Raw genomic sequence first — 12,729 nt, forward strand, 5'->3', positions numbered from 1 at the left:
TGAACTCCTCGAGTCAGGTCGGTCTCAGCGCGCGATCTCGTCGTGCACTCGGCGGGTCTGCTTCCACTTCATGTGGACCAGCCGCACACTGATGCGCCAGCCGGCCTCGGTGCGCACCAGGGTGTCCTCGTAGCTGCCGCCCCCGGAGACCCGCACCAGCTCGCCCGGGGTGTCGCTGCGGCGTCCGGTCTCGACGAGATAGTCGGAGTACGCCGTCGCCGTGTCGCCGTCGAGCCGGATCACGACGTTGACGACCGGATGCTGGGCGAACAGCCACGCAGGGTCGGGCGCGGAGAGTCGACCGCTCATCTCGGCCGGGGTCTCGAGCCTCCCGCCCATCGGGCGGAAGTCGATGACGGCGTCGGCGGTGAAGACCTCGTCCCACGCCTCCCACCGGCGCTCGTCGAGCCCGTAGGCGTAGGTGTTGATCGCGGCCTGGATGCCGAGGTGGTCGGCGACCGTGCGCAGGTCGGTCACGGATCCTCAGGCTGCCTGGGTGGTGGTGGGGAGGAAGATCGCGAGCGGCTCGAACATCTCGCCCGCCTCGTAGACGTCGTTGAACAGACCGGTTCCCTCAGGGGTCAGGGCGACATCGGTGGCGAGCCATGCGTCGAGGTCCGCGTCGAGGTCCTGCTGCACAAGGGTGAACTGGACCAGTGGCAGGCGCGGTCGGGTGTCCGGCTCCTCCGGGTCGAGCACCGTCAGCACGGCCCGACCCTCGCGCACGGTGACCCGCGGGTCGGCGATGCGGACGTAGAGCATCCCGTGGTGGCCCGCGAAACGGACGTCGCCGCGGAACGCCCAGGTGCGCTCCCCGGGGGAGGCATCGGCCGGTACGGCGTCGGGGAGCGGCTCGAAGGCCGCGACGTTGCCCTCGAGGAACGTCGCCCCATCGGTGATGGAGGCCCGACCGTCCGGCATCCGCGAGATGTACTCCAGGAAACTGGTCTTGATGCCCCAGTGCAACCCGGGCCGCGGTGCGTCCGTCATCCCACCTCCTTTGGTGAACAAGTTGTGTTACTACTACTGTAACAGTGGTGGAAGGGGCATGGCCACCGCGAGACCGGCCCTCCTCAGCCGCCTCCACGGGCGACGATCCTCTTGGCCCGGACGACGACCGGGCGGTCGATCATCACGCCGTCGACGACGTGCACGCCTTCTGCGGTCGCGGAGTCGAGCACGCGTCGTGCCCAGCGGAGCTCGTCCTCGCTCGGGCGCAGAGCGGCGTTCACCGGCTCGACCTGGCGCGGGTGGATGCAGAGCTTCGCGCCGAAGCCCAGCTCGGTGGTGACGGCCAGGTCGGCGGCGAGGAGCTCGGGCGCGTCCAGCGCGGTCGTCACACCGTCGACCGGCGGGGCGATCGCTGCCGCCGCCGAGGCGGCGACGAGCCGGCCCCGGGCGTAGGCGAGGGCTCGGTGCGAGGCGGGGTCGACGTTCAGCTCGGCCGCCAGGTCGACGTTGCCGAGCGCGAGGCGCACGACCCCCGGGGCAGAGGCGACGAGGTCGGCGTCGCGTATCCCGACCGCCGTCTCGATCAGGGCGACGATACGGTCGCCGACCGCGCGGTGGAGCACGCCGAGCCGGTCCGCGTCGTGGGCCTTGGGCGCCATCAAGACGGCCGTGGTCGACGCCAGGGCGGCGACCTCCGCGTCGTGCCAGGGCGTGCCGTCGCCGTTGATCCGAACCACCGCCTCTTCGCCGGCGGCCAGCCATGCCAGGGCGTGCTGCAGGGCCTCCGGTTTGCGATCGCGGGGGACCGCGTCCTCCAGGTCGATGATGATCGCGTCGGCGCCGCTCGCGGCCGCCTTGGCGAAGCGCTCGGGACGGTCGCCAGGCACGAACAGCAGGCTGCGCGCCTCGCGTGCGGGGAGGCTCATGCCAGCACCACGCTCAGTCGCCAGTCCAGGACCCGCGTGGCGACGTCGTCGTGCGACGCGGAGGGCCGCGCGTCGACCAGCACGCGCACGTGGGCGAGTCCGCCTCCGGAGGGCAGCGGGTCGAGGTCGTCGAGCACGACCGTCGAGAGCAGAGTGTCGTCCTCGTGCACGGGCCCTACGTGGTCGCAGCCCTGCCAGCCGGCCACCGTTACGATCGCCGGCAAGGCACGGGCGAGCTGGTGCAGGGCCAGGCCGATCGTGTGGCCGCCGTACACCAGCCGGCGGCCGCTGGCGGCGCCCGCGTCGTGGTGGACGGCGGCGATGTTGCCGGTGAGGCGGGCGAGCTCAGGGGCGCTGGAGACGACGTCGGCGCCCTCGACCTGCCACCGCTGCCCGACGCGCAGGTCGGCGAAGTGCGGACCGGGAACCCGCTCGCGGAACCGGGCAAGGTCCCAGCCTGCGACGGCGGCCCCTAGCTCGGCCGGCTCCGGGGCGCGGCCCAGGCCCGAGAGGTCGTTGCGCGCGTCGCCCGGGGCGTCGTCGGCCGAGAGGGGCAGCATCGCGCAGCGCCAGAAGTCGAGCACCGGCCGGTCGTCCTGGTCGGTCGTCACGATGTGGAGCGCGGCCAGTCCGGTGCCGGGACGTCCGGGACGAGGTGAGTTCCGCTTCAGACCGTCGACGGTCGTCACGGTGCGCAGCGTGTCGCCGAGGACCGGGAGGCGCCGGAAGCAGAGGCCGCGGTAGAAGAGGTTGGCCTTGACGTGCTGCGTCACCGACGTCGACTGCCCGATCACCGTGTCCCACACGAAGGCGGGGGAGGCCAGCCCGCCACGCCCCGTCACCTCGGTGGCCAGGGTGTCGTCGAGGACGAGGCGAAGCCGGTTGCCGACGATGGCGTGATGGGCGGCCTGCCGGCCCTCGGTGAGGGTCACGGCGGGCGAGTCGTCGAAGACCTGGCCGACCGACAGCTCGTCGAAGTAGGGCCCTCGGACGGCACAAGTGAGTTCGGGAGCGGGAGGAGTGTGGGACATGGGTCAGCGCCGCTTGCTCCGCGCCACGAGCTGGGCCGCGATGACGTTGCGCTGGATCTCGTTGGTGCCCTCGCCAACGATCATGAGGGGGGCATCGCGGAAGTAGCGTTCGACGTCGTACTCGGTCGAATAGCCGTAGCCGCCATGGATGCGCACTGCATTGAGTGCGATCTCCATGCCGATCTCGGAGGCGAACAGCTTGGCCATGCCGGCCTCCATGTCGACGCGCTGGCCTGCGTCGTAGAGCTCGGCGGCGTGGAGTGTCAGCTGGCGGGCCGCCATCAGCTTCGTGGCCATGTCGGCCAGGTAGTTACCGACGGACTGGTGCTTCCAGATCGGCTTGCCGAACGACTCGCGGTCCTGCGCGTAGGCGAGGGCGTCGTCGAGCGCGGCGCGGGCGACTCCAAGAGCGCGCGCGGCGACCTGGATGCGACCCGTCTCCAGGCCCTTCATCATCTGCGCGAAGCCGCGTCCCTCGACGCCGCCGAGGACCGAGGACATGGGAGTGCGGTAGCCGTCGAAGGACAGCTCGCAGGACTCCACGCCCTTGTAGCCCAGCTTGGGCAGGTCCCGGGAGACGGTGAGCCCGGGGCCGTGCTCGACTAGTAGGACCGAGATGCCCTGGTGTCGAGGCTCGGCCTGGGGGTCGGTCTTGCACAGCAGCGCGATGAGCTGGGAGCGTCGGGCGTTCGAGATCCAGGTCTTCGACCCGGAGATGACGTAGTCGTCGCCGTCGCGGCGGGCGGTCGTGGTCATCGCCTGCAGGTCCGAGCCGCCGCCGGGCTCGGTCAACGCCATGGTCGCGCGGACCTCGCCCGTCGCCATCCGCGGCAGATAGCGGTCCTTCTGCTCCTCGGTGCCGAACTGCACCAGAAGCTTAGCGACCACGGTGTGGCCGCCCATCGCTCCGGCGAGGCTCATCCAGCCTCGCGCCAACTGTTCGGTTACCTCGACGTAGCAGGGCATGGACACCGGCGCCTCGCCGTACGGCTCCGGGATCGCCAGACCGTAGATGCCCAGCTCCTTCATCTGCTCGATGAGGTCCTCGGGGTAGGTGTTGGCGTGCTCCAGTTCCTGCACGACGGGCTTGACCTGCCGGTCCACCCACTCCCGCACGATCTCGACGACGGCCTGCTCTTCGCTGGACAACGGGGGCATGGTCACACTTTCCGTGATGGGTCAGACGGTCCCGGCCGTGCGGAGCGACGCGATGGTCGCCGGCGAGCGGCCGAGTGAGGTCAAGATGGCGTCGGTGTGCGCGCCGAGTGCTGGCACGGCCTCCATGCGCGGCTCGAGGCCGCCCAGGGACGCCGGCGGCTTGAGGGCCCGGATCACACCGCCGGGGCTGTCGACCGGGACCCACCGCCCGCGCGAGGCGAGGGCGGGATGTTCGACGAACTCCGCGATGGTGTTCACCCGGGCGTTGGCGACCTTGGCGCTGTCCAGCAGGGCGAGGGCTTCGGCCGTCTCGAGCTCGGCGAACCGCTTCCCGATGGCGGCGTTGAGGTCGGTGCGGTTGCGGACGCGAGCGGGATTGGTGGCGAACGCTTCGTGGTCGGCGAGGGACGCGTCGTCCATGACGACCGCGCAGAAGGTCTGCCACTCACGCGGGTTCTGCACCGAAAGCATGATGATGTCGCCTTGAGCGCTCGTGAAGGGTCCGTACGGCGCGATGCTCGCGTGCTGTGCTCCGACGCGCGGGGGCGGCGTCCCGCCGTACATCGTGTAGTAGGCGGGGTTGCCCATCCACTCAGCGAGGGCCTCGAACAGCGAGACCTCGACGGGGACCGCCACGCCGGTCGTGGCGCGGTGCAGGAGGGCAGTAAGGATGCCCGAGTAGGCGTACATGCCCGCCGCGATGTCAGCGACCGAGATGCCGACCCGGGCGACACTGTCAGGCTCGCCAGTGATCGAAACCAGCCCTGCCTCGGACTGCACCAACAGGTCGTAGGCCTTGCGGTCGGCCCAGTCGCCGGTCGTGCCGTAGCCGGAGATCGTCGCGTGCACGAGGCGCGGACACGTCTCGGCGAGCGAGGCGGCGTCCAGGCCCATCCGGGCGATGGCGCCCGGACCCAGGTTGTTCAGGAAGACGTCGGCCCCGGACAGCAACTCGCGCAGGATGACCGCACCCTCGGGCGTCTTGACGTCGAGCGTCAGCGACTCCTTGGAGCGGTTGAGCCAGACGAAGTAGCTCGACTCGCCGTACACAGTCTCGTCGTAGCCGCGGGCGAAGTCGCCGACTCCAGGGCGCTCGATCTTGATCACCCGGGCCCCGAGGTCGGCGAGCTGACGGCTCGCGAACGGAGCCGCGACAGCCTGTTCCAGACTGACGACGGTGATGCCTTCCAGCGGCAACATGGCAGCCCCTTTCGTTTCGGCTCGTCGTCTCAGGCGTCGAGCACGAGGCGAGCGACCCGCTCGACGGCGTCCTCGCTGGATCCCAGGGCGATGCCGTCCGAGACGGCCCGCTTCAGGTGCAGGTGGATGGGCAGCTCCCAGGTGAAGCCCGAGCCGCCGTGCAGCTGCATAGCCGTCGCCGACACCCGGAAGTAGGTCTCAGAGACGACCGCGCGGGCCAGCGCCGCGGCGAGCGCGGGGTCGTCGGTGCCGTCCTGCAGAGCCCAGGCACCGTGGTAGGCGAGCGATCGCGCCTGCTCGACCGCCATCAGCATGTCGGCGCACTTGTGCTTGACGGCCTGGAAGGCGCCGATGGCCTGGCCGAACTGCAGGCGGGTGCGGGCGTGCTCGACGGTCCGGTCGAGCATCGCCTGGGCGCCGCCGACCTGGGCCGCCGCCAGCAGCACGGCGCCGACCTGGGCGGCGTGCTCGCAGATCCCGGGCGTGGCCAACTCGTCCGCCAGCAGGCGCGCGGGGACGTCGTCCAGCTCGAGCCGGGCCTGACGACGGGTCAGGTCCATGGTGGTGAGCGGCGTCGCCGTCAGCCCCATGGCCGCCGCGTCGACGAGGAACAGCGCGGCGCCGTCCGAGGTGCGGGCGACCACGAGGAGGGTGTCGGCGATCGCGCCGTCGGGCACGTGGTCGGCCACGCCGTGCAGCGTCCACCCCGCACCCGCCGACCCCGACGACGTGGCGGAGACACTCAGGGCGTCCGCGTCGAAGGTGCCGCCGGCCAGGGGGGCGACCAGGGTCAGGACCCGCTCGCCGACGACCGCGTCGGCCATCAGCTCGCCGGCCGTCTCGTGGTCGGGCAGGACGCTGAGGGCCGGGAGGGCGAGCGCGAGCGTACCGACGACCGGCCCGCACACGAGCGCGGCGCCCAGCTCCTCCAGCACGATCGCGGACGCCACCAGCCCGACGCCGTCGCCGCCGAGGGACTCGGGGACCGCGAGGCCCAGCACCCCGAGCTCGGAGCCGAGGCGCTTCCACAGGACGGGATCCCAGCCGGACTCCGTCTCCATCGTGGTGCGTACGACGTCCTCGGGGGAGACCTCCTGGCAGAACTCGCGCACCATCCGGCGCAGCTCCAGCAGGTCCTCGTCGAACGCGAACTCCTGGCCGACCCCCTCGCTCATCGCGGGATCTCCTTCCACGGCTTGCCCTTGTCGTTGCGGATCTCCTGCGGAAGTTTCAGCACCCGCTCGCCGATGACGTTGCGCATGATCTCGGAGGTCCCGCCCTCCAGGGTGGTGGCCCGCGAGCGCAGGAACTTGCGCTGCAGCGCGGTCGGCCCGCTCACGTCGTCGGGCGCGTCCGGGGAGTAGGTGTCGACCAGCGCGGCCTCCGGGCCCAGCAGGTCCAGGCAGAACTCGTAGACGGACTGGGCGAGCTCGGAGCCGACCAGCTTGATGATCGCGCTCTCGGGGCCAGGATTGCCGCGCACGGCGGAGACCCGGGCCCGATCCGCGGTGAGGCGCTGAGACTCGGCGCGCAACCACAGGCGGGCCAGGCGGTCGCGCAGGACGGGAGTGTGGCGCTCCGGTCGGGCGGTCCACAGCTCGAGGGCGTCGGCGATCGTGCCGCTGCTGCGGGCCGCCACGCGGTCGCCCAGGGACGTGCGCTCGTCGCCGAGGGTGCTGTTGGCCACGAACCAGCCGGCGCCGACGTCGCCGAGGCGCTGAGTGTCGGGGACGTAGACCTCGTCGAGGAACACCTCGTTGAACGACGCGCGCCCGGTGATCTGGCGCAGCGGGCGCACCTCGATGCCGGGGGTGGTCATCTCGACGATGAAGTAGGTGAGGCCCTGGTGCTTGGGGACGTCGGGGTCGGTGCGGGCCAGCAGGACCGCCCAGGCGGACTTGTGCGCGAGGCTGGTCCACACCTTCTGCCCGTTGACGCGCCAGCCCTCGCCGTCGCGGACGGCTCGGGTCGCGAGGCCGGCCAGGTCGGACCCGGCGCCCGGCTCGCTGAACAGCTGGCACCAGAGCTCCTCGCCGGTCGCGAGCGGGCGCAGCAGCCGGTTCGCGGTGACTGGCGGGACGTGGCGGACGATGGTGCCGGCGACGATGCCGTAGCCAATGGTGTTGACCGTGCGCGGCTCGGGGCCGCCGGCGTCGCGCATGACGCGGTTCGCCACCGGCTGCAGCGCCCGCGGCGCGTCGAGGCCGCCGCGGCCGACCGGGAAGTGGACCCACGCCAGGCCGGCGTCGTACCACGCGCCCATCAGCTCGACGAGCGGCACCTGACCAGGCGGGTGGGCCTCAACGACCTGGCGAGCCAGCGACGCGACCGCGGTCGCGTCGAGCGTCGAGCTGTCCGTCGTCATGAGCAGTCCTTTGCTGTCGGCAGCGTGGCGATGCGAGCCGATCACCCCTATCATCACTCTAACAGAAGTAGAACACGACTTAGACCCACGCGTGGACGGAGGCTCCTCATCGCCCAGCACCCGGGGGAGCGACGCTCCTACTCCGCCGCCGACGTACGCCGTCTTGCCCTGCAGCACCGCACCTGGGGCCACTGGGGTCCCGACGACGAGCTCGGTGCTGCCAACTGGATCACAGAGGACGCGGTGCGTCACGCCGCCGGCCTCGTGCACCGCGGCGCCACGTTCTCGCTGGCGATCCCGATGGACCGCACCGGCCCGCAGTCGGGTCGCACGGCGCGGGTCAACCCTCAGCACGTCATGCTCCGGCACGGCGGCGACATGCTCGCGGACGGTGACTCCGCGCTGCACGGGATGCGGTCGACCGACGATGCGGTCTACATGCCGCTGCAGTCATCGACGCAGTGGGACGCGCTGTGCCACATCTTCTTCGACGGCCGGGCCTACAACGACCGCGGGCCCGAGTCGGTGACCAGCGCCGGGGCGCACTTCAACAGCATCACCACCATCGCCGACCGCGCCGTGGGGCGGGGCGTGCTACTCGACCTGCCGCGCTTGCTCGGCGTGCCGTGGCTGGAACCGGGCCACGCGATCCAGGACACCGATGTCGAGCGCTGCCTGGCCGCCCAGGGTCTCGAGGTGCGCCCCGGCGACTTCGTGCTTGTGCGCACCGGCCACCTGGCCAGGCGCCGCGAGGAGCCCGGGTGGGGCGACTACGTCGCCGGCAGTGCGCCCGGCCTCGGTCTGAGCGCCGCGGTTTGGCTGGCCGAGCAACGGGTCGCGGCGGTCGCCTCGGACACCTGGGGGACCGAGGTGCTGCCGTCGGAGTGCGCGGAGATCTCGCACCCGGTGCACGTCCTGCTCATGGTCAACGTGGGCATCCGGATCGGGGAGATCTGGGACCTCGACGCGCTGGCCGAGGACTGCGCCCGCGACGGCGTCCACGAGTTCCTGCTGACCTGCCAGCCGCTGACCATCACCGGCTCTGTCGGCTCGCCGGTCAATCCGATCGCCGTCAAGTAGTTGTATTGTCCTGCAATGGTGTTCGCAGTGGTGTTCACCGTCTTCGCCGACTGAAAGGTCTCGCATGTCCGAGTACCGCTCCCTTACCTACGAGCAGCTGGACGACGGCGCGATCGTGCGCATCACGCTCGATCGGCCCCGCCAGCGCAACGCCCAGCACCGCGGACTGCTCGTGGAGCTGGACCAGGCGTTCCTGCGGGCCGAGGCCGACGACGACGTCCGTGTGGTGATCCTCGCGGGAGCCGGACCGACGTTCTCGTCGGGTCACGACACCGGCTCGGCGGAGCGTACGGCCGAGCGGGACCCGGACTCCCCGGACTTCCACCCGACGTACACGATCAACGGGGCGACCCGCCGCAGCGCCGAGAAGAAGATGGTCCAGGAGTGGCACTACTTCTACCAGAACGCCTGGCGGTGGCGGAACCTGCGCAAGGTCACCATCGCGCAGGTGCAGGGGTCGGTCGTCGCCGCCGGCCTGTCGCTGATGTGGGCGTGCGACCTCATCGTCGGTGCCGAGGACACCAAGTTCGCCGACCCGGTCGCGGTGACCCTCGGGATGTGCGGCGTGGAGTACTTCGCGCACCCGTGGGAGTTCGGCACCCGCCGGGCCAAGGAGATCCTGCTGACCGGTGAGGCGGTGGGCATCGAGGAGGCGCACCGCGTCGGCATGGTCAGCAAGATCTTCCCGGCCGACGAGTTGGCCGATCGGACGCTCGACTACGCCCGCACGATCGCCCGGCGGCCCACGATGGCCGCGCTCCTGATCAAGGAGGCGGTCAACCAGGCGCAGGACAACCAGGGCTTCTACAACGCGCTGCAGGCGGCCTTCTCCCTCCACCAGCTCAACCACGCCCACTGGGCCGAGATCCACGGCGAGGGGGGCGACCGGGCCACCGCAGAGGACGGCGCCGAGACCTGGCGCCTCGGCTCCTAGTCGGCCGTCCCCAGCAACCCGCCCCACCACCGAAGCGAGAGCGAGCCGATGACCACCGAGCAGGACGCCGACGAGATCCCCGACTACGCCACGGGGCTGCGCCTCGACGACACGGTGCACGTCGTGCTCGGCGCGGGGATGGGCATCGGCCGGCAGGCCGCCCACGCTCTGGGGGCGGTGGGCGCGCGGGTGGTCTGCGTGGACGTCGACCCCGATCGGGCGCGCACGGTCGCCGCCGAGGTCGCCGGTGTCGCGTGGTCGGGCGACCTGACACAGCGCGCGGACGTCGAGGCCCTCTTCGCGTTCGTCGGGGCTGAACTGGGGCGCCTCGACGGGGTGGTCGACATCGTCGGCGGTGCGCGCTACAAGCCGCTGATCGACCTCACCGACGAGGACTGGACCTTCCACCACGACATCGTGCTGCGCCACGCCTACCTCGCGATCGAGTACGCCGCGAAGCACTGGCGCGCCACCGGCACCGGAGGGACGATGACGTTCGTCGCGTCCGTCACCGGCCTCGAGAGCGCGCCGATGGTGGCGGCGTACGGCGCGCACAAGGCGGCGCTGCTCTCGTTGGTCCGCACCGCGGCCGTCGAGCTGGGGCCCGATGGGATCCGCGTCAACGCCGTCGCACCGGGCATCGTCCGGACCCCCCGCGCGCAGGCCAACCCCAGGTGGACCCCCGACCTACTGGCCGCCAACGTCGCCAAGACCCCGCTGCGCAAGCTCGCCTATCCGGCCGACATCGCCGGCCCGATCCTGTTCCTCGCGGGGCGGCTGTCGTCGCACGTGACGGGTCAGACGCTCACCGTCGACGGGGGCAACATGATCCTCTACAACGTCGACAGCCCGACGCCCTGATCACTCACGCGAGGTAGGAGGCGATCTCCCGCTCGGCGAGCTCGCGGCTCTCGGCGACCGTGAGCGAGCGACCGCCAGGCTTGAGGATGCGCATGACGCCACGCCGGAGGTCGTCGCGGTAGCGGGCCTCGACCACGTCGAACTCCAGGTTCTTGACGTAGATTCGCAGCCGGTCGCGCAGAGAGCCGTCGGAATCGGCAGCCTCGACCACGTCGGGGAGCATGCTCGTCTGGACCAGCAGCGCGTGGGCGATCCGGCGGGCGCGGTCGTCGCGCAGCCCGATCAGGATCTCGCGCTCGGACGAGCGGATGACGTGGTCCTTCCACCAGTCGAAGTCGGACGGCTCGCCGATGGCGACGAGCTCGACGTGAGGCAGCGCTACCGTGCGCGCCATGGTCTCGACCGCCGTCCGCAGGTACGTCTCCCGCTCGGTGGCCGAGAGCGATCCGAGTGCGGTCTGCAGTCCGGCGCGCACGTCGGGCACGGAGTAGCAGTACCGACGGATCCCGTGGATCGCCGCGTCGAGGAGGCCGTACTCGTAGTTGAAGACACGGAACGGGTTGATCGAGCTCGCGTCCACCGACGGCGGGCCGACGGCGGCCGCGGCCTCGGGCGTGAAGCTCCAGACCGGGTCGCCGCGGTAGGTCCCGTGCAGGATGTCGTGGAAGATCGCGCCGCCGTAGAAGCGCTGGGGCAGGACCGGCCCCGGCCCTCGGGAGTACGCGATGCTGATCCCCGAGGCCTGGGCCTGCCGCAGGAACCGGTTGTTGTCGAGGTAGACGAGCGAGGCGGTGTAGCGCGTCAGCGGCGAGGGCCGGAGCTCGCCCATGTGGAACGCGGCGTCGAACAGCCGCAGTGTCCAGTCCGTGCCCCACACCTCCTCCGCCGCTCGGGCGAGCGTCTCGGCGACCTCGGTGTCCGGCCCGGCGTACTGCGTTCCGACGGTGGCGACGCCCAGCAGCCCGAGGATCGCCGTCGACGGCGAGTCGAAGCCCATCAGGCCGTTCGACGAGGTGATGAGGAGCCCGAGCCTGTCGGCGAGCCGGCCGAACCCGGCCGAGGGGTCGATCTCGAACTTCGGGTTCAGGTCGGCGAGCAAGCGCACGCCCTCGGCGGTGAACTCCCGCTGCCGGTCACCGGAGTCCATGGCCGCCGTGACGAACTCGCGGAGCACCCGGGACTCGTCGGCGTAGTGCTCAGTGGGCCACTCGTCGTCGAGGGAGAACCGGATGTCCTCGGCGACGTGGCGCAGGCTCCCTTCGGCGATCAGGTCGAGGAACCGCACCAGCTCGCGACGTCGCGACGACGAAAGCGGGGCGGGTGCCTTGCGGTTCGCGGCGACGGCCACCTCGGAGAGCGACACCTGTGGCACCTGTCGTCCGGCGGCGTCGGTGCCGACGTACGACCGCAGCGTGCCCTTGCGCACCCACTGGTTGACGGCCTGTCGGCTGACGCCGATGGTGCGCGAGGCCTCGGACTGGGTGACCAGGTCGTGGGGCGCCTCCACCGGGGCGGAGCGCGTGCGCAGCCGCTCGGCCGCGCGCTCGAGAGCCCGGACGAGCTCGGGCATCGGGACGGCGCCGCTCTCGCCGAGCGTCAGGGCCAGGTGCTCGAGGGCGTCGGAGATCCTGCGGTCCGGTCCGTCCACGATCGTGGAGTCTACAAACATGGAGCGCCGGTGACGCACCATCATTGACAACGAAAATCTTTGTCAATGGCAGCGCTTGACGCCGATGCCGGTCGGTCCTACTCTCGTGTGACGGGCCACACGTCGGCGAGGAGGAGGGTTCGCGTGCAGATCGACCACGTAACAGCACTGGCGCAGCAAGCGGCGGACCTGCTTCCCGCACCGCCGCGCGACGGGGACGTGGACTCCTATCTGTCGTGGCGCGAGCTCGTGTGGTCGACCGCGGCGCGGCTCGGCGAGATCGCTGGGCCGGGTCTCGCGCCCTCGACGGTCGGCGCTTCCACGACCCCCGGCGCGAAGGTCACGGCGCAGGAGCTGCTCGAGCTGGCCGGGATCGCCGGGCCCGGACGGACCGCGGAGCGGCTGGCCGAGCACCGGCCGGCGCACGACTGCGGCGCCCGGCGCGTACGCCGAACGGTGGGCACCCGCTTGGCCTGATCCCGCTCGGTCCCGCCGGGCGTCGTCCCGTTTCTTCGCCGCCTCTCCGGTCCCACTCCGGGACGGGTCCATCAGTGCTGCCTTGACAATGATGGTCG

Annotated in this window: 13 protein-coding genes; 4 read left to right on the top strand and 9 right to left on the bottom strand. The window is 71.2% G+C overall.

The annotated features are described in order from the left end of the window. Nucleotides 1–24: 24 nt before the first annotated feature. The 8 genes from ABEA33_RS15115 to ABEA33_RS15150 form a co-directional block, all read right to left on the bottom strand. Nucleotides 25–477, bottom strand: coding sequence for a nuclear transport factor 2 family protein (locus ABEA33_RS15115; RefSeq protein ID WP_345527639.1), 453 nt, complete (start codon nucleotides 475–477; stop codon nucleotides 25–27). Nucleotides 478–483: 6 nt separating this feature from the next. Then, nucleotides 484–990: an HtaA domain-containing protein gene (locus ABEA33_RS15120; RefSeq protein WP_345527640.1), complete on the bottom strand. Its 507-nt coding sequence runs from the start codon at nucleotides 988–990 to the stop codon at nucleotides 484–486. A gap of 83 nt (nucleotides 991–1,073) precedes the next feature. Next, nucleotides 1,074–1,877 carry an HpcH/HpaI aldolase/citrate lyase family protein gene (locus ABEA33_RS15125; protein WP_345527641.1) on the bottom strand — a complete coding sequence of 268 codons (804 nt, stop codon included), beginning with the start codon at nucleotides 1,875–1,877 and terminating at the stop codon, nucleotides 1,074–1,076. Further along, nucleotides 1,874–2,908, bottom strand: coding sequence for a MaoC family dehydratase (locus ABEA33_RS15130; RefSeq protein WP_345527642.1), 1,035 nt, complete (start codon nucleotides 2,906–2,908; stop codon nucleotides 1,874–1,876). The genes ABEA33_RS15125 and ABEA33_RS15130 overlap by 4 nt, the downstream gene beginning before the upstream one ends. A gap of 3 nt (nucleotides 2,909–2,911) precedes the next feature. After that, entirely contained in the window at nucleotides 2,912–4,066 is a 1,155-nt protein-coding gene (locus ABEA33_RS15135; protein ID WP_345527643.1) for an acyl-CoA dehydrogenase family protein, read from the bottom strand. 21 nt (nucleotides 4,067–4,087) lie between these two features. Next, entirely contained in the window at nucleotides 4,088–5,266 is a 1,179-nt protein-coding gene (locus ABEA33_RS15140; protein WP_345527644.1) for a CaiB/BaiF CoA transferase family protein, read from the bottom strand. A gap of 29 nt (nucleotides 5,267–5,295) precedes the next feature. After that, complete coding sequence (locus ABEA33_RS15145) at nucleotides 5,296–6,441, bottom strand: acyl-CoA dehydrogenase family protein (protein WP_345527645.1); 1,146 nt, start codon at nucleotides 6,439–6,441, stop codon at nucleotides 5,296–5,298. After that, nucleotides 6,438–7,631: an acyl-CoA dehydrogenase family protein gene (locus tag ABEA33_RS15150; protein ID WP_345527646.1), complete on the bottom strand. Its 1,194-nt coding sequence runs from the start codon at nucleotides 7,629–7,631 to the stop codon at nucleotides 6,438–6,440. Before ABEA33_RS15150 ends, ABEA33_RS15145 begins: the two co-directional genes overlap by 4 nt. A 243-nt stretch (nucleotides 7,632–7,874) precedes the next feature. Here ABEA33_RS15150 and ABEA33_RS15155 point away from each other — a divergent pair, with 243 nt between their 5' ends. The 3 genes from ABEA33_RS15155 (at nucleotide 7,875) to ABEA33_RS15165 (ending at nucleotide 10,506) form a co-directional block, all read left to right on the top strand. After that, nucleotides 7,875–8,711 (top strand): cyclase family protein, encoded by an 837-nt coding sequence (locus tag ABEA33_RS15155; RefSeq protein ID WP_345527647.1) that lies wholly within the window; start codon nucleotides 7,875–7,877, stop codon nucleotides 8,709–8,711. A 64-nt stretch (nucleotides 8,712–8,775) separates the two neighbouring features. Then, nucleotides 8,776–9,645: an enoyl-CoA hydratase gene (locus tag ABEA33_RS15160; protein WP_345527648.1), complete on the top strand. Its 870-nt coding sequence runs from the start codon at nucleotides 8,776–8,778 to the stop codon at nucleotides 9,643–9,645. Nucleotides 9,646–9,693: 48 nt separating this feature from the next. After that, entirely contained in the window at nucleotides 9,694–10,506 is an 813-nt protein-coding gene (locus ABEA33_RS15165) for an SDR family NAD(P)-dependent oxidoreductase (protein ID WP_345527649.1), read from the top strand. 4 nt (nucleotides 10,507–10,510) lie between these two features. Here the strand turns inward: ABEA33_RS15165 and ABEA33_RS15170 are convergent, their stop codons facing one another. Continuing rightward, nucleotides 10,511–12,154: a hypothetical protein gene (locus ABEA33_RS15170; RefSeq protein ID WP_345527650.1), complete on the bottom strand. Its 1,644-nt coding sequence runs from the start codon at nucleotides 12,152–12,154 to the stop codon at nucleotides 10,511–10,513. A gap of 144 nt (nucleotides 12,155–12,298) precedes the next feature. On the opposite strand from ABEA33_RS15170, the gene ABEA33_RS15175 reads away from it, so the two are divergent. Then, nucleotides 12,299–12,631 (top strand): hypothetical protein, encoded by a 333-nt coding sequence (locus ABEA33_RS15175; RefSeq protein ID WP_345527651.1) that lies wholly within the window; start codon nucleotides 12,299–12,301, stop codon nucleotides 12,629–12,631. The last annotated feature ends 98 nt before the right edge of the window (nucleotides 12,632–12,729 follow it).

Origin of the sequence: Nocardioides endophyticus, assembly GCF_039543845.1 — a bacterium.
GTDB lineage: Bacteria > Actinomycetota > Actinomycetes > Propionibacteriales > Nocardioidaceae > Nocardioides > Nocardioides endophyticus.